Annotated in this window: 17 protein-coding genes; 8 read left to right on the top strand and 9 right to left on the bottom strand. The window is 63.6% G+C overall.

What is annotated here, in order from left to right; all coding sequences use genetic code 11:
• Positions 1-246: 246 nt before the first annotated feature.
• Positions 247-2,049, bottom strand: coding sequence for a translation elongation factor 4 (gene lepA / locus DBZ32_RS11485; RefSeq protein ID WP_119167764.1), 1,803 nt, complete (start codon positions 2,047-2,049; stop codon positions 247-249).
• Positions 2,050-2,277: 228 nt separating this feature from the next.
• Here lepA and DBZ32_RS11480 point away from each other — a divergent pair, with 228 nt between their 5' ends.
• The 4 genes from DBZ32_RS11480 (at position 2,278) to DBZ32_RS11465 (ending at position 5,350) form a co-directional block, all read left to right on the top strand.
• The gene (locus tag DBZ32_RS11480; RefSeq protein ID WP_119167294.1) at positions 2,278-3,132 is read left to right on the top strand and encodes an alpha/beta hydrolase; all 855 of its coding nucleotides are present in this window, start codon (positions 2,278-2,280) and stop codon (positions 3,130-3,132) included.
• Positions 3,089-4,090 (top strand): DMT family transporter, encoded by a 1,002-nt coding sequence (locus DBZ32_RS11475; RefSeq protein WP_162906727.1) that lies wholly within the window; start codon positions 3,089-3,091, stop codon positions 4,088-4,090. The genes DBZ32_RS11480 and DBZ32_RS11475 overlap by 44 nt, the downstream gene beginning before the upstream one ends.
• A 121-nt stretch (positions 4,091-4,211) precedes the next feature.
• The gene (locus DBZ32_RS11470; RefSeq protein ID WP_119167292.1) at positions 4,212-4,661 is read left to right on the top strand and encodes a CBS domain-containing protein; all 450 of its coding nucleotides are present in this window, start codon (positions 4,212-4,214) and stop codon (positions 4,659-4,661) included.
• 134 nt (positions 4,662-4,795) lie between these two features.
• Positions 4,796-5,350: a DUF2889 domain-containing protein gene (locus DBZ32_RS11465; RefSeq protein ID WP_119167291.1), complete on the top strand. Its 555-nt coding sequence runs from the start codon at positions 4,796-4,798 to the stop codon at positions 5,348-5,350.
• Between the two features lie 26 nt (positions 5,351-5,376).
• Here the strand turns inward: DBZ32_RS11465 and DBZ32_RS11460 are convergent, their stop codons facing one another.
• Positions 5,377-6,621: a glycosyltransferase family protein gene (locus DBZ32_RS11460; protein ID WP_235830151.1), complete on the bottom strand. Its 1,245-nt coding sequence runs from the start codon at positions 6,619-6,621 to the stop codon at positions 5,377-5,379.
• A 360-nt stretch (positions 6,622-6,981) separates the two neighbouring features.
• Here DBZ32_RS11460 and DBZ32_RS11455 point away from each other — a divergent pair, with 360 nt between their 5' ends.
• Together DBZ32_RS11455 and DBZ32_RS11450 are read left to right on the top strand one after the other, a co-directional pair.
• Positions 6,982-9,696, top strand: a complete 2,715-nt coding sequence (locus DBZ32_RS11455; RefSeq protein WP_119167290.1) for an ABC transporter ATP-binding protein/permease — start codon at positions 6,982-6,984, stop codon at positions 9,694-9,696.
• Positions 9,697-9,753: 57 nt separating this feature from the next.
• Positions 9,754-10,221 carry a cyclic nucleotide-binding domain-containing protein gene (locus DBZ32_RS11450; RefSeq protein ID WP_119167289.1) on the top strand — a complete coding sequence of 156 codons (468 nt, stop codon included), beginning with the start codon at positions 9,754-9,756 and terminating at the stop codon, positions 10,219-10,221.
• A gap of 13 nt (positions 10,222-10,234) precedes the next feature.
• On the opposite strand, the gene DBZ32_RS11445 is transcribed toward DBZ32_RS11450, so the two are convergent.
• From DBZ32_RS11445 to DBZ32_RS11425, 5 genes are read right to left on the bottom strand one after another with little or no spacing between them, the layout of a single operon-like run.
• Positions 10,235-10,879 (bottom strand): TIGR02466 family protein, encoded by a 645-nt coding sequence (locus DBZ32_RS11445; RefSeq protein WP_119167288.1) that lies wholly within the window; start codon positions 10,877-10,879, stop codon positions 10,235-10,237.
• A gap of 38 nt (positions 10,880-10,917) precedes the next feature.
• Complete coding sequence (locus DBZ32_RS11440; RefSeq protein WP_119167287.1) at positions 10,918-11,508, bottom strand: GNAT family N-acetyltransferase; 591 nt, start codon at positions 11,506-11,508, stop codon at positions 10,918-10,920.
• A 54-nt stretch (positions 11,509-11,562) separates the two neighbouring features.
• Entirely contained in the window at positions 11,563-11,736 is a 174-nt protein-coding gene (locus tag DBZ32_RS11435) for a DUF2256 domain-containing protein (RefSeq protein ID WP_119167286.1), read from the bottom strand.
• Complete coding sequence (locus tag DBZ32_RS11430) at positions 11,733-13,265, bottom strand: FAD-binding domain-containing protein (RefSeq protein WP_119167285.1); 1,533 nt, start codon at positions 13,263-13,265, stop codon at positions 11,733-11,735. Before DBZ32_RS11430 ends, DBZ32_RS11435 begins: the two co-directional genes overlap by 4 nt.
• Positions 13,266-13,273: 8 nt before the next feature.
• A complete protein-coding gene (locus DBZ32_RS11425) occupies positions 13,274-13,690 on the bottom strand; it encodes a thiol-disulfide oxidoreductase DCC family protein (RefSeq protein WP_235830150.1) in 417 nt (138 codons plus the stop codon).
• A gap of 22 nt (positions 13,691-13,712) precedes the next feature.
• Here DBZ32_RS11425 and dapB point away from each other — a divergent pair, with 22 nt between their 5' ends.
• On the top strand, positions 13,713-14,519 hold the full coding sequence (dapB, locus tag DBZ32_RS11420) for a 4-hydroxy-tetrahydrodipicolinate reductase (RefSeq protein ID WP_119167761.1): 807 nt from the start codon (positions 13,713-13,715) through the stop codon (positions 14,517-14,519).
• Between the two features lie 9 nt (positions 14,520-14,528).
• On the opposite strand, the gene DBZ32_RS11415 is transcribed toward dapB, so the two are convergent.
• A complete protein-coding gene (locus tag DBZ32_RS11415) occupies positions 14,529-15,041 on the bottom strand; it encodes a hypothetical protein (RefSeq protein ID WP_162906726.1) in 513 nt (170 codons plus the stop codon).
• 249 nt (positions 15,042-15,290) lie between these two features.
• Here DBZ32_RS11415 and DBZ32_RS11410 point away from each other — a divergent pair, with 249 nt between their 5' ends.
• Positions 15,291-18,242: a [protein-PII] uridylyltransferase gene (locus tag DBZ32_RS11410; protein WP_235830149.1), complete on the top strand. Its 2,952-nt coding sequence runs from the start codon at positions 15,291-15,293 to the stop codon at positions 18,240-18,242.
• A 55-nt stretch (positions 18,243-18,297) separates the two neighbouring features.
• On the opposite strand, the gene DBZ32_RS11405 is transcribed toward DBZ32_RS11410, so the two are convergent.
• Entirely contained in the window at positions 18,298-20,493 is a 2,196-nt protein-coding gene (locus DBZ32_RS11405) for an ATP-binding protein (RefSeq protein ID WP_162906725.1), read from the bottom strand.
• Positions 20,494-20,562: the final 69 nt, after the last annotated feature.

The raw sequence follows: 20,562 nt of genomic DNA, 5'->3' as shown, positions 1-20,562 counted from the left end.
GAATTCGGCAGATCTACTGTCGTTCGACTACGATAGGCGGGGACGCTTCAGGTGAGTTCGGAATCGTTCCGCGACCGGATTGGCACTGGGATTTACGTCAGGCAAAAAAAGGCGCCCTCTGCTCTCTTAACGTGAAAGTCGCAGACGACTATCTAGCAAGAATAGAAAACGAAAGCGGATCCTTCGCCTTTCGGCAGACGCGAGAGGACGGAGGTTGGACAGAGACCGGCGCTGCCTGATCCGGTCTCAGTCCTCGCCCATCTTGAGCGCGGCGAGGAAAGCCGACTGAGGAATCTCGACGTTGCCGATCTGGCGCATGCGTTTCTTGCCCGCCTTCTGCTTTTCCAGCAGCTTGCGCTTGCGGCTGACATCGCCGCCGTAGCACTTGGCGGTGACGTCCTTGCGCAGGGCCGAGACGGTCTCACGCGCGATCACCTTGCCGCCGATCGCGGCTTGGATGGCGATCTTGAACATCTGCCGGGGAATTAGCTCCTTGAGTTTCTGACAGAGCGCCCGGCCACGGACTTCCGACTGGTTGCGGTGGACCATGATCGCCAGGGCATCGACCGGGTCGCTGTTGACCAGGACCGAGAGCTTGACCAAGTCGCCCTCGCGATAGTCCTCCAGATGGTAGTCGAAGCTGGCGTAGCCGCGTGTGACCGACTTCAGGCGGTCGTAGAAGTCGAAGACCACCTCGTTGAGCGGCAGCCGGTAGACCACCATCGCTCGCGTGCCTGCGTAGGTCAGATCGATCTGCTCGCCGCGCCGTTCCTCGCAGAGTTTCAGCACCGCGCCCAGATGCTCGTCCGGCACCAGGATGGTGGCGCGGATCCAGGGCTCTTCGATCGTCTTGATCTTGGTGACCTCGGGCATATCGACGGGGTTGTGCAACTGCAGCGAGGTGCCGTCAGTCAGATGTACCTTGTAGACCACGCTTGGGGCCGTCGTGATCAGATCGAGGCCGAATTCGCGTTCCAGCCGCTCCTGCACGATTTCCAGATGCAGCAGGCCCAGGAAGCCGCAGCGGAACCCGAAGCCGAGTGCCGGACTGACTTCCGGTTCGAACTGGAAGGAGGCGTCGTTGAGCGCCAGCTTGCCAAGGCTATCCCGCAGCTCCTCGTACTCGGCGGCGTCGGTCGGGAAGAGGCCGCAGAAGACCACCGGCACCGAGGGCATGAAACCTTCGAGCGGCGTGTCGCAAGGCCGCTTCTCCTCGGTGACCGTATCGCCGACCTTGGCGTCCTGAATCGTCTTGATGCCGGAGATGACGTAGCCGATTTCGCCGGGGCCCAGAACCTCGACCGCCGTCTTGGCCGGGGTGAAGGTGCCCACCTCGGTCACGTCGTGAACCGAGCGGGTGCCCATGAACCGCAGCTTGCGGCCGGCGCGCAGTTGACCCTGGATCACCCGGACCAGAACGACGACGCCGAGATAGGTGTCGTACCAGGAATCGACCACCAGCCCCTGCAGAGGCGCGGTCACGTCGCCTGTGGGCGGCGGGAGGCGGCGGACGATGGTCTCGAGGACGTCGGCCACGCCCTTGCCGGTCTTGGCCGAAATCTCATGCGCGTCGGACGAGTCGAGGCCGACCACCTCCTCGATCTGCTCCTTGATCCGTTCGGGCTCGGCGGCGGGCAGATCGACCTTGTTCAGGACCGGGACGATCTCATGGTCGTGCTCCAGCGCCAGGTAGACGTTGGCGAGGGTCTGCGCCTCGACGCCCTGGCTGGCGTCGACAAGCAGGATCGAGCCTTCGCAGGCCTTGAGCGAGCGGCTGACCTCGTAGGTGAAGTCCACATGCCCAGGGGTATCGATCATGTTGAGCACGTAGTCCTGCCCGTCCTGGGCGGTGTAGTGCAGGCGGACCGTCTGGGCCTTGATGGTGATGCCGCGCTCGCGTTCCAGCTCCATCGAGTCGAGCACCTGCTCGCGCATCTCGCGGTCGGTCAGGCCGCCGCAGATCTGGATCATGCGGTCGGCCAGCGTCGACTTGCCGTGGTCGATGTGGGCGATGATGGCGAAGTTGCGGATGCGCGACAGCTCGGTCATGCGGGCTCGAAAAGGTTGGTCCAATAGAAAAACCGCGACGCGGAAGGCTCCGCGCCGCTCGTCGCGCAACATAGGGTTCCTCGCGACCCGGAACAACGGCGCGGAGCGGTCCCACGAGAAGGTCGGATGCCCGCATGGCTCCCATGTCCGGTAGCTGCAGCCAAGCGGGGGAGGAAGCGGTAGAGTTTTGGCGGTGGAAGGCCCGTTTCTTGCCCGGTGAGGACGTCCATGCCCGACCGCTTCGAGATCGCCCCAGGCGAGAGTCTTTCCTTCGCATATACCCCCCCGACGACCGATGGAGGCTTCACCTTCGTGTTCGTCAATGCGCTGACCGGGACCGCCGAGTCCTGGGAAGCCGACATTGCCCCCGCACTCCGGGCGGCGGGCCATGGCACCCTGACCTGGGACCTGCGCGGCCAGGGAGAGAGCGAAACCGCTGCGGAAACCAGATTGGATGCCGAATTGGCCTCGGCCGATCTCAACCGCGTGGTGCAGGCCGCCCGGCCGACACGGCCCTTGCTTGTCGGTCTGTCGATCGGCGGACTTTTCGCCGCGCGCGCCTGGCTCAAGGGGACGCCGGCCGAAGGCTTGGTGCTGATCAATACCTTGCGCAAGTCCAGCCTCCGGCTCGACTGGGTCAATGCAGCGGTCTTCCGCGCCGCCAAGCTCGGTGGCGCGGCTTTGCTGCAGGATCTCTTTCTCCCCAATCTCGTAGGCTCCGAAACCCTTGCGAAGCTGAGGACACAGCGGCTTACCGAGGAGTCCTACGAACCGCTGGATCCGGCCGAAGGTGCCTATCGCTTGCTCCAACAGGCCAGCGCAGCCGACTGGGATGTGCCCTACGAGGATCTGACGCTTCCCGTCCTCGTGCTGACCGGTATGAAAGATCGCCTGTTCTACGAGCCGGCGGACGTGGCGGACCTGACAGCCCGGCTACCGCAACCCGAGACGCGGACCTTCGAGGACTATGGCCACTTGCTGTCGGCGGAGGCGCCGGCCGCTGTCGTCGAGGCTCTGCTGGAATTCGCCGGATCGAACCGTGCTGCTCAGGACGGGACTGTTCCCGACAGCGCTGGACGATGATCCCGTGAAGCTCGCGGACTACCCGAGGTTCGCCTATCTCGCCGTCCTCGTCGGCGTCGTCGGCCATGCCTCGAGCGAGTTCTTCGCCGTGCTTTCCGGGGTGTTCGGACCGGAGGTTTCGGTCTGGCGCTATCTGCTCGGCGGCGCAGGGCTCATCGTCTTGAGCCTCTCGATGCCCGGCAGTCGGGATCTGATCACGCCCTTGAAAGAAGAGGGCCTGCGCTTGGTTCTCTTGGCCATGATCGGCGTGTCGGGTGCCTACCTCTTCTTTCACTGGGCGTTGGACTACGCCACGGTCGTCCAGGTCGGCACCTTGATCACGACCATGCCGATCTTCATCGCACTGATCAATCTATGGGTGAACCGCCAACCCATCGGCGCGCCCAAGGCACTCTCGGCCGGCTTCGCGGTCCTGGGGATCGCGCTCCTTCTGACCGACGGCTATCTGATGCAACTGGCCGGCTCGGGACAGCAGCTTGTCGGCCTTGGCATGACCTTGCTCTGCGGCTTTCTGGGTGCCGGCTACGCCGTTCTGGCGAAGCCTTTGATGAACCGCTACGGCGCGATCCGCATCACCACGATCACCATGTCCCTTGGCGGCGCCGGTCTCTGGATCATCGTCGGAGCGGCCTGGGGCATATGGGTCGACCCCAGCCGTCTCTTCGATCTCGATCCGGTGGCCAGCGCCAGCCTTCTGACTTTGGCGCTGTTCAACACGACCCTGACCCAGGTCCTGTTTTTCGGCGGTCTAGCAGCGGTCCCCGACATTACCAGAGGCAGCTATCTGTTCTTCCTGAAGCCGGTGTTCGCCGCGCTCTTGGCCTACCTCTTTCTCTCGCAGCCGATCACCGCGCTACAGCTTGTCGCCATCGCCGTGGTGGTTTCGTCGGTCGCGGCGGAAGCCCTGTGGGCGCGCCGTCTGAAGACTCGCTCCTTGGCCGAAGAAAAGCACGGTTGAGCGCGCGGCCTATGGCACAGCTTTATCCAAGCCGCACCCTTGCCCCTTCCCACAGGGCGGGTCACACTGTTCCGGAAACGTCTTGGCGAAAAGACAGACGGACAAGCGGAGGATAGCGATCATGAATCGCCGGATCATGCCGGACGTGATAGCGCCAGGTCAGCAGCTCTCGATGCTGAGCCCCGACGCCACAGTAACCGAAGCGGTGCGCCTGATGCGCGATCGTCATATCGGGGCTGTACTGATCCTGGAGGGTCAGAAGCTACGGGGCATCTTCACGGAACGCGATGTCTTGACCCGTGTCGTCGCTCAGGAGCGGGATCCTGCCACGACGCCGGTTTCGGATGTCATGACACCGGACCCCGATACTGTCGCGCCCGACGACACGGCAATCGACGCGCTCGATCGTATGTCCACTCAAGGCTATCGCCATCTGCCGGTGGTTGCCAGCGAGCGCGTGGTCGCAATCGTCTCGATCCGCGACCTCTATGCTGCGGTGCGCCGAAGCCTCGAGCGCGACTTGCGGGAACGGGACGCCTACATCTTTGGCGAAAGCTACGGCACGAGCTGAGCGGCCGCCTCAAAAGACCCCTGAGAAGAAACCTATCTCAAGACCTATGCCGTCCGCCGGCTTGGAGCGGGCGGATCGTCCTCCTATAGTGCGGCGCAACATTGTACCGGCTGCGTAGTTACTGGAGGCTCGACATGCCGCTTTCCCCGTCCGCCCTGGACCGCGAACATCAACACGTCCGCAGCTACGATTTCGCCGGTTATCGCCGCAGCGATGGGCTCTGGGACATCGAGGGTCGGATCGTCGACACCAAGACCTACGGCTTCCCGAACGAGCATCGCGGCTACATCGAAGCGGGCGAGCCGATCCACGACATGTCGATCCGGCTTACTCTGGACGAAGACTTCGTCATCCAGGCCATCGAGGCGGTCACCGACCATGGTCCTTTCGGGATTTGTCCGGCGATCACGCCGAACTTCCAGCGCATGATGGGTGTCAGGATCGGCCCAGGTTGGCGCAAGGAGGTGCGGAGCCGCCTGGGAGGGGTCGAGGGCTGTACCCACCTGGTCGAACTGCTGTTGGCCATGGCCACGCCGGCCTATCAGGCGATGTTCCCGGTCCGCTCGAAGAAGGAAGGCAGCCGGCCGGCCGGCAAGAAGCCAGCTCTGCTGAACTCCTGCCACGCCTTCTCCGAGACGGGGGCGGTCGCGAAGAAGGCCTGGCCGGAGTTCTATACCGGCGAAGCATGACGATCGCGCTTTCGGCGTTCGGGGCTTTAACCTCTGGTGCCGGCGGTCGCGAGTTGGGGGCGGCGGCCGCGGGCCAAGCATTGCTCGGCAAGACGCACCACGTTGTCGCTGCCGTCGAGCAGCCCCGGGATCACCCGTTCGATCGGCCTGGATTGATGTGGCAGGCCCTTCAGTGCAGTCGCCATGGTCTTTGGGCTGCGGTCGTGCTCCTTCTGACCGGCCTCCAGCATGCGAACCAAGCCGAGATCCTGCGCACGGGCCGCTCGCATGTGCTGTTCCAGCCGCGGTTCGGTGCGCGGAATCATCAGGGCGCGCTTGTCGAAAGACAGCACTTCGCAGAAGGTGTTGTATCCGCCCATGCAGACGACGCCCACGGCGCGCTGCATCAGACTTTCGACCTGCGGGTGGAAGGTTAGGGCCTCGACTTGGTCCAGGCGGTTGACGCGGGCCATGAAGTCCGCCTGTTGCTCGCTGCTCATGAAGGGCCCGAGCACGATCAGCGCCGGATGCGGGATCGACCGATCGGTTTCGTAGGCTGACAGAACCCAGTCGACAATGGCCTCGCCGTCGCCGCCGCCGCCGACGGTGACCAGGACGTAAGGTTCCGCGATCTTCTCGAGATACAAGGGCTGCGGCGCCGCCGCGGCCGGGCGGCGCAGATAGCCGGTGTAGCTGATGCGTTTAGCGGCCGAGGGCGGCAGATCCAGGCCGGCGAGCGGCTCGCAGATCTGGGGCAAGCCATAGATCCAGATATCGTCGTAGTACTGGCTCAACGCGGGCAGAACGTGCTTGCGCTCCCACTCGTGTGCCAGCATTTCGGGGTCGTCCATCACGTCGCGCAGGCCCAGCACGCAGGGCACGCCGCGCTGGTTCATCAATCCCAGCGTCGGTGTCACCTCGCCGCGCAGGCCCAAGGGCTCCTTGTCGACGATGAAGAGATCGGGATCGAAAACATCGGCGGTGTGCTTGATGATGGAGCCGCGCAGAGACAGCGTGTCCTCCACGGCCAGCGGCAGCGTCAGCGACGTGTATTCGCCATTGCGCAGTTTGATCACGCCCGGGATGCGCACGAAGTCGACCCGGCTGCGGAAGTCGAAACTGCCGATGATCGGCGAGCCGGAGAGGATCAGCACACTGGCTTCGGCATCGGCCTCGACCAGGGCGTGCGCGATCTCGCGGCAGCGCCGTAAGTGGCCTAAACCAAAGGAATCATGGCTGTAGATCAGAATCCTCGCGCCGCGGCGGCGCTCGGCCATCTCAGGATCGGCCATCTGGAAGGATACCCCCCAACTGCAGGACCCGTCCGGTGATACGGACCTGATCGCCCCGCGTCCCCTGCGCTGCAGGCAGCGCCTCGACGACGATGTTCCCCCACGCAGCTTGCCTCGCTCCGTGCATCGCAACCCTGTCCGATCATGCCAGAGAGGCGGAAGTTGGCAAAGGGTGGGTTGCAGACGCCCGGCCGGCAAGGGTCCCGGCAATTGTCAGCCTGCAACCCTGTGATCGGTCTCACAACTTCTTGGACGTAAAGGGCTTTGCCCCCCATTCCCAGGTTCATCTCTGTGGTTTAGGCTCTCGGCTTGTCGGAGGCAGAAGCCTCCCTTGGAAGGGGCGAGGTCGGCCGGCTCGCAATGGAAGCCAATCTGTTTCGTTACATCTGGCGCCATTCGAGGCGCGATCAGTTGGCGATCCTGCTGCTGGTGGCACTGTCTTTGCCATTTTACTTCTTATCGTTGAATCTCCCGAAGCAGATCGTCAACCAAGGCATTCAGGGGCAGGGCTTCGAGTCGGTTGAAGACACCCGTTTTTTCGGGCGCATCCATCTGCCTTTCGGGGAGGCGACGACCGGTGAACCAGTCCTGCTGTTCGACGGCCTCGAGCTCACGCAGCCAGGATTTCTGCTCGCACTGAGCTTCGCGTTCCTGGCGCTTGTCTGCGTCAACGGTGGCTTCAAGTTCGTGATCAACACCGCCAAGGGACGGCTCGGTGAGCGTATGCTGCGGCGCCTGCGCTACGAGCTGACCGACCGCTTGCTGCGCTTCCGTCTGCGGACACTTCGGCGCATGAAGTCGGCCGAAGTCGCGACCATGATCAAGGATGAGGTGGAGCCGCTCGGCGGCTTCATCGGCGATGCCTTCGTGACTCCTGCCTTCCTGGGGGGCCAGGCAATCACCGCCATGGTCTTCATCATGATCCAGTCTGTCTGGCTGGGTCTGGTGGCCGGTGCGGTGCTCGCCATCCAGGCGATCCTGATTCCCAAGCTGCGTGTGCCGATCTTGCGTCTCGGAAAGGAACGGCAGTTGACCGCCCGCCAGCTCGCCGGGCGCATCGGCGAAGTGATGGACGGAGCGGTCGAAGTGCATGCACACGATGCCTCCAACTGGGAGAGGGCGGAGCTGACGGGCCGCTTGGGACGCATCTTCGAAATTCGCTTCGAGATCTTCCAGCGCAAATTCTTCGTGAAGTTTCTCAACAACTTCCTCGGTCAGTTCACGCCCTTCGTCTTCTACGCCGCGGGTGGTCTGCTGGCGATCAGCGGTCAGCTCGACATCGGGGCTCTGGTCGCCGTAATCGCCGCCTACAAGGATCTGCCGGGTCCGGTGAGGGAGTTGCTCAATTGGGAGCAGACGCGCAACGACGTGCAGATCAAGTACGATCAGGTGATCGAACAGTTCCAGCCGACCGACGTGGTTCGGCCCGAACAGCAGGACCCGGAAGTCGAGGTCAAGCCGCTGGAAGGCGACCTGAAGGTCTCCGGCCTGACGCTGACCGACGACTCCAATAATCGGATCCTCGATCAGGTCGGCTTCGAAATGCCGCTCGATTCCGCCACCGCCGTGGTCGGGGACGCCGCCAGCGGCAAGGATCACTTGGCCCTGCTGTTGGCGGCGCTGGTGCCTCCGGCGGGCGGTTCGATCCAGATCGGCGATCAGTCCTTGACGAAGCTACCGGAGGCGGCGACGGGACGGCGCCTCGGTTACGTCGGGCCGGATGCCTATCTCTTTCCGCAGTCGGTGCGCGAGAACCTGGTCTATGGTCTGAAGCATCGACCCTTGGCGGAGCTAGAGCGCGACGAGGATGCGCTCAAGCAGCACCGTTGGCATCTGGCCGAGGCGCGCAAAACGGGAAACATCGACTTCGATCCGCAAGCGGATTGGATCGACTATGCGGCCGCCGGCTGTGACGGACCGGAGGCGCTCGACCGCCAGCTGATCGAAATCCTGCATCTGGTCGAGCTGGACAACGACGTTTACCGATTCGGGCTAGGCCGCACGATCGATCCCCTGAAACGGCCGGAAGTGGCGGCCGGACTGATGAAGGCGCGCGCGCGTCTGACCGAGCGCCTGGCGGTGCACGGCCATGAGGATTTGGTCGTGCGCTTCGACCGCAAGGCCTACAATCCCAATGCCTCGCTGGCGGAGAACCTGCTGTTTGGGACGCCCCGCAAACCGGAGTACGCGCCCGAGGCTCTGCCCGATAACCGGTTGGTGTTGGATGTTCTGCGCGAGGCCGAGCTTGAGGCACAGCTTCTCGCCAAGGGAATCAGCATTGCCGAGACCATGGTCGAGATCTTTGCCGATTTGCCGCCTGGCCATCCCTTTTTCGACCAGTTCAGCTTCATATCGGCGGACGATCTGCCGGAGTTTCGTCAACTCGTTCAGCGCGCCGAGAAATCGGGCGCCGACGGCCTCCCGGAGGTCGAGCGCAAGCGGTTGCTGGCTCTGCCGTTCCGCTATGTCGATGCGCGCCACCGCCTGGATCTGATCGACGACGACTTCCGTGCGCGCTTGTTGAAGGCGCGCGACGCGCTGCATCACCGTATCGAGCTCGAAGACCCGGAGGCGGTCGAGTTCTACGAAGCGCGCGACTACAACGCCGCGGCCAGCTTGATGGACAACATCCTGTTCGGTCGCCTGGTCTATGGACGGGCCGAGGCGGAAGAGACGGTGGGCGCGACCGTGGCCGAGACGCTCGATGAGCTGGGTTTGCACGATGCGGTTGTCCTGGTCGGTCTGGATTATAATGTTGGAGTTGCCGGGAAATTGTTGTCGGCGAGCCAGCGCCAAAAAGTGGCGATCGCCCGTGCCCTGCTGAAACGCCCGGATTTGCTCATACTCAACGAAGCGACGGCGGTGATGGACGGGGCGACTCGTTCGCAATTGCTCGATCGCCTGCTGCAGCATCGCGGCAAGACGGGTATCGTTTGGGCGTTGGAGCGAGCCCGGCTGGCCGAGCGTTTCGACCGGGTGCTGGTCATGCACAACGGTCGTCTGGTCGAACAGGGGGCGTTCTGCGATCTGAAGGACAAGGGCCGCACGCTTCCGGACCTTCTGGCGGCGGACTGACCGGAAACGAACGGGGCGGACCTGACGTAAGGGACCGCAAGGCGGAGGGCGAGGGCGATGGGTTTGGAGCAGGAAGTCGAAGTATTGCGGCGGATCCCATTGTTCGCCAACCTCGAACCGGCACGCCTTAAGCTCATGGCCTTTGCCAGCGAGCGTATGACTTTCAAGCCCGATCAAGCGCTTTGCCGGGAGGGCGATCCGGGCGACGCCGCCTATATTATCGTCGATGGCAAGGCCGATATCCTGAAGGACACGGTCGACGGCCCGGTCAAGGTCGCGGAGGTCGGCCGCAACGCCATCATCGGCGAGATCGCGATCCTGATCGATGTGCCGCGCACTGCCTCGGTGGTTGCCACCGACGAGCTGACGGCGCTCAAGATCACCACCGATCTCTTCTATCGCCTGCTCGCCGATTTTCCGGAAATGGGCGTCGAAATCATGCGCGTGCTGGCGCGGCGCCTGGAAGAGACCACTGACAAGTTGGGTGAGGTGGAAGACCGCTTGCGCCGGGCCGAACGCGGTTGATCGCCCTGGCTCCTCAACCTTGCTCCGGAAGATAGGCGTCGGGGCGCTTCAGAACGAGATTGAAGGAAACGGAGATTCGCGGTTGGCGGCTGAGGTTCGGATGCACGAAGTGGTGCAGGAAGGCCGGCCACAGCAGAATCATTCCAGGCTCCGGCAGCAGGGTGTACTCGGCCTCGATCTGCGGATCGCCTTTGATGGCCGTCATGTTGGCCTGTGCCCGCGGGTCGTAAAAAGAGATCGCGCCGGGCCGCCGGTCCCGTCGGCCCGGCAGGTCCTCGATTTCGTTGGGTACGGCGACATAGTAGGTGCCGGAGAGGTAGGCATGGGGATGGTTGTGCAGATCGTGGTAGTCGCCGAAGCGGTTGACGTTCGCCCAGCCCTGCAGCGACCACCGCACTTCGTAGTCCAGCCCACCGCGGCGTAGGTAGTCGACGGCCGTCTTGTTGATGCAGTCGCGCAGCCAGGCGACGGCGGGATGTTCGGACTCCAGGAAGTTGCCGCCGAGATAGTCGGTGGTCAGGTCGGCCGCCTTGGCGTCCAGATCCAGGATGACCTGAGACAGAACCCCGTTCGCCTCCCGCGCCCCGGGCAAAGGGCGCCTCAGGAAGGTCGTCGGCCAGAGGTCGAGAAAACCTTGAGCGTCGGGCTGGCGCTTCATGGCGTCGTGTAAATCCGCTCCAACTCTCTCGGTCTAGATCACAATCCGCTCTGGGCCGGTCGCTCCCGCGCGGCCAGCCATTCGCTGCGGTTCAAGCGGTAGAAGGGAAGATCCTTACCATAGGCTTTCCGCGTGCCGTCGCGGTTGAGCCCCAGTTTCTCTGCAACTGCCAAGGAGCGCCGATTGCCCGGTCTGATGACGGCGACGATCGGATCGAGCGCCAAGTCCCGGAAGCCGTAGTCGAGCACGGCCTGCGCCGCCTCTGTCGCATAGCCCTTGCCCCAAGTCGTTCGAGCGAAGCGCCAGCCGATCTCCACCTCGCTGTTGCCGTCGAGAATCGTCAGCAGAACGAAGCCGAGAAACCGCTCGGGCTTGGTTTTGGGGAAGACGGACCAGAAGCCGAGCCCGGGGCCGTAGTCCCGATCGACCCGGCCGACGAGCTGCACCAGACGGTCCTGTTGCGTATCCTCGGTGATCGGCGTGCGGATGAAGCGCATCACCTCCGGGTCCGAATCCAGCGCCATCATGGCGTCCAAGTCGGCGGCGGCGCTCTGCTTCAGCTGCAGCCGCTCGGTTTCCAGTCGCGGCAGTTGCTCTGCCGGACTGGGCGTCTCTATGTCTGTCTCCATAGCCGTTACCCCTAAGGCCGGACAATGCAGTCTTCAACCCTGCGCCAGTCCCTATTAGGGCGTAGCGGGGCGCGTGCGGCGACAGCGTTTGGAGCAGTAGCGTACATCCGCCCAGACTCGTTCCCACTTCTTTCGCCAGGCAAAGGGCCGGCCGCAGGCCGTGCAGATCTTGTGCGGTAGCTCGGCTTTGCCCTGCCGTTTGCCGCCGCCGCGCGTGAGAGCGCTCACAACTTCATCTCTCGCTGGCGTGCGTCGCTCCCGCTCGAGCGCCGCCCGCGCCGGTTTGTCTGGGACAGGCCCGAACGTCGGCTGCCGTGCTTGGCCTGAATGGCTTCTGCGTTTCGTTGAAAGGCGTCCGACTTGCGGAGATCCCGGATCGCCGCCCGTGCGCTTTGAGCCGCAGCCTTGTGGTCGACGATGGGTGCGGGGTAGTCGAGCTGTCCGGCCCGATCCCAAGACCAGGGTTCGTGGATATGGGATTGCGGAACCGCTGCCAGTTCCGGCACCCAGCGTTTCACGAAACGACCGTCTGGATCCTGATCGTATCCCTGTTTCACGGGATTGTAGATTCGCACCGTGTTGATGCCGGTCGTACCCGACTGCATCTGGGTTTGCGGCCAATGGATGCCCGCTTCGTAGTCTGTGAAGAGGCGTGCGAGATGCAGACCGGTGGGGCGCCAGGGCAGCCATAGATGATAGCTGGCGACGGCCATCAGCATGGCGCGCATGCGGAAGTTCATCCAACCGGTCGCCAGCAGCGCGCGCATGCAGGCGTCGACAAAGGGCAGCCCGGTCCGCCCCCCGCACCAGGCCTGGAAACGTGCCATGTCGAGCGGCTTGTCCAAGGCGTCGTAGGCAGGGTGGAGATTGTCGAACTCGATTTCCGGGCCGTCTTCGAGCTTCTGCATGAAATGGCAGTGCCAGTGCAGACGACCCACGAAGGAGCTTAGAGACCCGCACCAGCCCTCCGCCGTCCGGTCGGCTTCGCGCTGCCTCCGAAGCTCCCTTTTCGCCGCCTGACTTGCTTCGCGCAGGGAAACGGACCCCCAGGCAAAGTGAGAAGACAGGCGCGAGCAGGCGTGGAAGCCGGTCACTGGACTGGACATCGCACGCCGATAGGTCCGGCCGCGTTCCGTCAAGAAACTCTCGAGCACCTCGAGCCCCGCCCGCCGCCCGCCCAGCTGGCGTTCGGGACAGGGATCGGGAGCCAGGCCGAGATCGCTGGCAGTCGGCAAGCTCCCCGGCGCGATGTCCGAGAGGGGTTGCAGGGCCGTCGGCGCCGGAGGGATCGGTTCCGCCATGAAGCGATCCCATCTGCGCGCCCAGCCGTCGCGCGAGGCAAGGCCCCGGACGATCCCATGCTGCCGAAGTTCTCGCCAGGGAATGCCACGCGCCCGGGTCCAGGCGAGAACGCGTTTGTCACGGGCATAGGTGGCTGCATTGCCGGTTTCCTGATGGGACCAGAGCCTGGTGAGGCCGTAACGCCGGTGAAGATCTTCCAGAACCGAAACGATCTCGCCGTGACGAATCACGAGAGGCTGGCCGATCCCTGCCAGTGCTGCGCGCAGCTCCTCCAGGCATTCGCCGGCGAAGGCCCAGTGGCGTCCGCTCATATCCTCGCCACCCCAAATCTCGGGCTCTGCGACGTAGAGAGGCAGAACGGGGCCGAGAGTCGAGGTCTGTTGAGCCGCTTCGGCCAGCGGCACATGGTCGTCGAGACGCAGGTCTCGTTTGAACCAGACGACTTGCAGCCCCATGACGGCGCCTAGGCCAGCAGACGGGAGAGCCAGGGGCGAACCTTCAGAAAGCCGCCGTAGGCCTTCTCCAGCAAGCGCAGTGCCGGCGGCCAAGCGGCCAGCGGGGTCAAGCGGCTGAAGCCCGGTAGCTGCCGCCAGACGGCGACGAAGGCTGCGGCGCCGCTCTCAAGCCGTCCGGCGGCATCACGCGTGTGGAAGCGCTGCAGAGCCGCCTCCCGGCTGAGGCCGCAACCTGGCTCCGCGTCCGGCTGACTGACGTCGTCCCAAGCAATTCGGCCGCGGCGGTCCAGCCGGCGGTAGAATGCGACCTCCCGTCGGCAGAGCGGACAGGCGCCATCGTAGTAGACCGTCAGCGCGGCAGGTTGGGCAGGATTGCGGTTCATGCGCTCGACATAGCGCTGCGCCGCCGCTAGGGAAGCTGTCAAAGCGATGAACGGGGAGACCAAGATGGGTGACGCGAGGATCGGTATCCTGGGCTGCGGCGGACGCATGGGCCGCCAACTGCTGGCCGGCGTCCTGGACACGCCGGGTGCGCGTCTGGCCGGCGGCAGCGAGCGGCCGGACAGTGCGGCTGTTGGTCAGGATTTGGGGGTTCTTGCGGGTCGCGACGCCCTGGGCCTGTCGGCGATCGAGGACCCGGCCGCCCTTTTCGCCGCCAGCGACCTGGTGATCGACTTCACCCTGCCGACGGCAACCGCCCTACATGCCGCCCTCGCGGCCGAGCACCGTACCGCCCTTGTGGTCGGCACCACTGGACTGCTGGAAGAACAGCTGGCCGAACTCGAGCGCGCGGCGCAGGAGGTTGCGGTACTGCGTGCGGCCAACATGAGTCTCGGTGTCAATCTGTTGATCGAGCTGGTGACTCAGGCCGCGGCCAAGCTGGATGAGGCCTACGACATCGAGATCGTGGAAATGCACCACCGCCATAAGGTGGATGCGCCGTCCGGCACGGCGCTGGAGCTGGGCGAAGCGGCTGCGGCGGGTCGCAATGTCGATCTCGACGACTCCGGTGTGCGCGTGCGCGACGGTCACACCGGGCCGCGCCGGGCCGGAACCATCGGTTTTGCGACCTTGCGGGGCGGCGATGTGGCGGGCGACCACACGGTGATTTTTGCGACTGAGGGCGAACGCCTCGAACTCGGCCACCGGGCCTCCAGCCGGCAGGTCTTCGTCCAGGGTGCTCTCAAGGCCGCGCTTTGGCTCCGGGGCAAGCCGGCGGGGCTCTATTCCATGCGCGACGTCTTGGGGCTCTAGCCCGAGGAGTTAGTCGACGACAAGCCGTTGCCGCCGGCCATACCTGTCTTCGATTATGGCGCTGGCGGTCCAGTCGACCGGGTCGGTGGCCTCGGGCAGGGTGAGCTTGGCCCAGGCGCGAAGCGCTTCGGCCGGTTCCGGCTGTCGTTGTGAACGGCGCCCGAAGAGATCCAGGCTGAGCGTGACACCGATCCCCTCATTGGAGCCGCCGGTCAGGCCCACGCGCGGGCTCGCGGTGTTGCCGGTCAGGCGGCTACCGTGGAGGATGGCGTCGGACGAGGCGACGACGCTTCGGTTCTCCGGACCATCCAGGCGCAGCTCGACCGCACGCTCGTCGGTCCGTAGTCCGGTGACCAGTAGCTCGATTTCCGGGCGGCCATCGGCTGCGCTGCCGGCGGCAGACGTCAGGGAAAGCAGGGGATTGCCTGGACGATCGGCGTCGGCTGTTTCGGCAGACTGCCCGGGCGGTGCAGGTGGGCCGGGTGGTTCCGCCGTGCGGTCTTGAGCGCAGGCGGTAAGCATCAGACAAAGCAACAGGCACCGCAGGTGGGGTTGGACTCCGTTAAGCCTCGGTTGCGTGATCGTGGTCCAGCGCGGCATTCTGCAGGAGCCAGTACAGATCGCTGTTGTGGTTGCGCGCATGGTTGCCATGTAGGGCCTAGGAATCTCAGCTGCAGGGTCTTCACCTTGTCGCAAGGCCTGATCCGTCAACATCGAACAGCGAGCTTCTCTTCAAGGCACCTCGGCGAGCGGACGGCCACGGTCAGACACATGGATACAGCGGTAACCCTCAAGCGCGATGCAGTTCGCCCCGACGGCGACACATCTTCGATGGTCGGGCGAACGCGGCGTCGCGGGTCGTCGCGGCCGCAAGGTGCCGGCAATCGGCGGGCGATTCTGGATCGGTCCAAGCTGCAGGACAAGATGGCCGGCCTCCTGATGCGTGCCTCCACGCCGGAGCGGGCGCGCAGCGAGATTCTGGAGCTTCTCAAGGGTGCCCTTGCCGAGGGCCGGGAAGAGATCCAGCGCCGCTTCGAAGCCGGGGCTTCGGGTCGCACGACCGCCGCCCTACTGGCCTGGCAGGCCGATCAGATCGTCCGCCTGATCTACGATCACGTGGGGCAAGACCTTTATCCGCTGGCCAATCCCTCGATGGCCGAACGGCTCGCCGTTGCGGCTGCCGGTGGCTACGGCCGTGGCGAGCTCGCGCCCTATAGCGACATCGATCTGCTGTTCCTGCTGCCCTACAAGACCACGCCGCGCAGCGAGCAGGTGATCGAATCCGTCCTCTACTTCCTGTGGGATCTCGGCTTCAAAGTCGGTCATGCGACAAGAAGCGTTGACGACTGCCTGCGTCAGGCACGGCAAGACGTGACCATCGCGACAAATCTGCTGGAGTCTCGCTTCTTGTGGGGTGACCAGGCGCTGTTCCTGGAGTTCAAGTCGCGCTACGCCGCCGAAGTGCAGGCGGGCAAGGGCATTTGGTTCGCGGAAGCCAAGCTGGCGGAGCGCAGCCGCAGGCACCAGCGCTACGGTCAAGGCTCGCGCTACGCGTTGGAGCCGAACGTCAAGGAGTCGAAAGGCGGCCTGCGCGATCTCCACACCATCTTCTGGCTTGGTAAATTTCTGTATCAGGTCGATGAGGTGGACAAGCTGATTGACAAGGGTGTCTTCACCAAAGCCGAGGCGAGAGCTTTCGAGAAGGCTCTCGAGTTTCTCTGGACCCTGCGCTGTTGGCTGCATTATCAGACCGGCCGCGGCGAGGAGCGCCTGACCTTCGATCTGCAGCATGCGATCGCCCCCCTGATGGGCTACAACGAGCATGCTGGCAAGAAAGCCGTCGAGCGTTTCATGAAGCGCTACTTCCTGGTGGCCAAGGACGTCGGGGACCTGACCCGGATCTTCTGCGCCCAGATCGAAGCGGAGCACAACCGGCGCTCTCGCTTCCGGATGCCTCTGCTGCGCCGCCGCCGTCAGATCGGCGGCTTCAAGCTGGAGGGAGATCGTCTGACGGTCAAAGGGCCGGAGCACTTTGCCGAGAAACCGGTCGATCTGCTGCGTCTCTTCCAAGTCGCGCAGGCCAACGATCTGGACATCCATCCCGATGCGCTTCGCTCGGCCACCCAGTCGCTGAAGCAGATCGACAAGTCGCTCAGGCAGAACGCCAAGGCTAACCAAGTTTTCCTGGATATCCTGACCGGCGACAAGGACCCTGAGACGGCGCTGCGGCGGTTGAACGAGGCTGGCGTGCTCGGCCGTTTCCTGCCCGACTTCGGGCGCGCCGTCAGCATGATGCAGTTCAACATGTATCATCACTACACTGTGGATGAGCATACGCTCTTCGCGATCGGCATCCTGCACGCCATCGAGCAGGGCAAGCTTCAGGAAGAAGCCCCGATCGCCAGCAGCGTCATCCACAAGGTGCTGAATCGCCGCGTGCTCTTTCTGGCGGTTCTGCTCCACGATATCGCCAAGGGCCGGCCAGGCGATCATTCGGAGGAAGGGGCCAAGATCGCCCACCGTCTCTGTCCCCGGCTCGGTCTTTCGTCGGAGGAGACGGAGACCGTCGCCTGGCTCGTGCTGCATCATCTCGCCATGTCCGATACCGCCTTCAAGCGGGATATCGACGATCCCAAGACGATCCAGGACTTCGCAGGATTGGTGCAGTCTCGCGAGCGTTTGAATCTGCTGCTCGTGCTGACTGTGGCCGATATCCGCGCCGTCGGTCCCGGGGTCTGGAACGCCTGGAAGGCTTCGCTGCTGCGCGAACTCTATTGGCGGAGCGAGGAAGTGCTGTCAGGCGGTTTCTCGACCGAGGGCCGCGAGCGGCGGATCGCAGGCAAGAAAGCGGCTCTGCGACAGGCGCTCGAAGAGTGCGCCGAAGCTTTCGAGCCCGAGTGGATCGAAGGCTTCCTCGATCGCGGCTACGACGCTTACTGGCTGTCGCTCGACGTCGAGACGCTGTTGCGCCACGCGCGGCTGATTCGCACTGCCGAAGTCGAAGGGCGGCTGCTGACGGTCGATACCTGGGTCGATCCTTACCGGGAAGCGACCGAGGTGACGATCTACACGGCCGATCATGCCGGCCTGTTCAACCGCATTGCCGGCGCCTTGGCGGTGGCGGGCGCCAATGTGGAGGTGGCGCGCATCTTCACCCACAAGGATGGCATGGCGCTCGACATCTTCTGGGTCCGCGACGCCGCCAAGGGCGGCGCCTTCGCCAAGCCGAGCAAGCTGGCCAAGCTCTATGCAGCGATCGAACAGACTCTATCCGGCTCGATCCGTCCTTTGACCGAGCTCCGCCGGCAGGCGCCGAACCTGCCGTCGCGTTTCGAAGTCTTCACTGTTGCCCCACGGGTGTTGATCGACAACGCGGCCAGCCGCCATCACACGGTGATCGAGGTCAACGGCCGCGATCGACCTGGTTTGCTCTATCGGCTGACCTTGGCGCTAGCTCGCCTTGGGCTGATGATCGATTCGGCTCAGATCACCACCTACGGCGAGCGGGCGGTCGACAGTTTCTATGTCCATGATGCGCTCAATTCTAAGATCGAGAGCCCTCAGCGACTCCGCGCGATCCGAAAGAAACTGCTGGAGGCACTGGAGGACGGTGTCTGCGCTCCGGCCGGTGCGCAGACGGTGAGGGCGCGCCCGAAATCCGCCGTCGGAGCCAAGAGCCTGGCGAAGCCGGCGAAGAGCAGGAAGCGCGCGGTAGCGAGCTGAGTGTTCGGACTAGGCTCGCAATATCTATGCGCGAAAGTCTAGATATTTCGAGATCTTACATGCTCCCGGATAACGACTTGTCGCTTTGCCGTTCGGTGCGCTGCCACGCGCTGGTATAGCCCTGTATCAGCACTTCGATTTCCCGCAGCTCTTCCTCGAGCGCGGCGGTGGCTGACTGCGCGTCACCGTACTCTCGGCTCGCCTCCAACCGCTCCGCCATAGCATGCAACCGGTCAAATCCAAGGTTGGCTGCAGCCCCCTTCAACGCGTGGGCCGACAGCTGAATTCGGTCCTGGAAGTCCGCTTTCTCGGAAAGAGCCGCTTTAACGTCGTCCACGCAAAGACCTATGGAAATCGGTAACCGGTTGAGGAGGTCGCTTACAGTCTGGCGGCCGAGAGCGAGTTCCAGAGAGTCGATGGTCTCGCGATTCCAGTGTGGGAACTGCGCAGTCTTCAAGTCGTGTAAAGTCGCCATGGAAGAACTGTCCGGGGGTGACGGAAAGGTCGACTCTCGGTTTCGACTCCGCGAGTCGGCCGAGCCGCCAAAGCCCCCGATGACGGCAACCAACTCACTCCAGTCGACGGGCTTCGTGAGCACGCCGTCCAGCCCGGCAGTATGATAGAGCCTCTTATTTTCCTGTGCTGCATCTGCGGTCAGAGCGAAAATGGGAGTCTCGGCGGCTTGACCGTCAAGCCGACGGATCTGGCGCGTCGCCTCCGGACCGTCGACGACCGGCATCTGCATGTCCATGAGAATCACGTCGACACCCTTCGCCGCCTCGCTGACGGCCTCGGCTCCGTCGGTGACAGCAACAACCTCTGCGCCGAGAGCCGTGAGCATACGACTGATCACCATTCGGCTTGCCTCGACGTCCTCCGCCAGCAGTATCCGGCGATTGGCGAAGGGTTTGGCCGAGACAAGATCGGTCAGACTGGGTTCGATCCGCGCCGTGTCGAACTCTTGGTAGCGCATATCGACGCGGCGGAATGGAAGTTGGAGCGTCATCGAGGTTCCGACTTTCTCCACACTTTGCAGAGTCAGGTCGCCGCCCATGGCGCGGGCCAGCTTGCGGCTGATCGCCAGTCCGAGACCGGTCCCGCCGAACTTCTGATCGACCTGCGCATCGGCCTGCTCGAAAACATCGAAAACGGCCTCCTGCCGACTGACTGGAATGCCGACCCCGGTGTCCCGAACGACGATCTGAATCATAGAGTGCTCGTCGTTCGGCGGGCCGACGTTGGCGGCGATTTCTACATGGCCTTCGGCAGTGAACTTCAACGCATTGCCAAGAAGATTATTCAGAATCTGTTCCAGTCGATGTCCGTCGATCTCGATGTATTCTGGCAGGTCCTTGCCGACTTCGAGTTTGAGGTCGAGGGATTTCGAGGTGATGGTTTTCTTGTAGAGCGTCTGAAGATCGTTCAGCAGTTCGTGCACGTTGAGGGGATGCTCGGTGAAAACCATGCGACCGGCTTCGATCTTCGATAGATCCAGGAGATCGTTCAACAGCTCGACGAGGTTCTTGGCTGAGCGGCGTGTCACTTCCAGCATCTCGTGATGCTCAGCCCTCAGGCGCTCCATGGACAGGAGTTCCAGAGATCCTATGATCGCCGACATTGGCGTGCGCAGTTCATGGCTGACGTGTGCCAGAAACTGTGACTTCGCCTCGTTGGCATCGTCCGCTGCGATGCGCGCGATTTTGAGCTGCTTTTCGGTCCTCCGTCTTCGGTCTTCGGAAAGCAGCAGCCAGCCAACGAGATAGCAGCCACCCGTGTGGGTGACCATGATCGGCACCGCCAACTCGCTCAATATGGTCTGTGCCAGTTCGATGCCGAGCAAGCTGATACCCAGCGCAATGGGCAGGATGCTGAGCAAGCCGGCGATCGCAAGATGCTGCACGCCGAAGCGGGGGTTGCGCTGCCGCAGATGCCAGAGCCCGATTGACAGACAGACGAAGCCAACGATGGCGAGCAAGGCCGGTACCGTTCCCGCACCGCCGATGGCGATTCGGATTCCGCCTATACTGAGCCCCGCGACGACAGCGGCTAACGGACCGCCAAAGGCCCCCGACAGCAGGATTGGGACCGCGCGTACATCGAAAATGATGCCGGGTGCGAAATCCACGGGAAGATACATGGCGACAGCGCCTGCGGCACCGAAGACGAGCCCCATTGCCAAGGAGCGAACGATCGCGACGGCCTTCTCAAGGTGGGGGACGACGGCGGCATAGGCGACGGCGAGGGCAGCCATCAAACCTAGATTCTCTACTAGAGGGACTAGCAGTGTGAAGTTGGGCATCAACGTCTTCGCAGACTATCT

Origin of the sequence: Algihabitans albus (genome assembly GCF_003572205.1) — a bacterium.
GTDB classification, from domain to species: domain Bacteria; phylum Pseudomonadota; class Alphaproteobacteria; order Kiloniellales; family DSM-21159; genus Algihabitans; species Algihabitans albus.
Note: the sequence above shows the minus strand (reverse complement) of the source record. Positions and strands in the feature narration are given on the sequence as shown.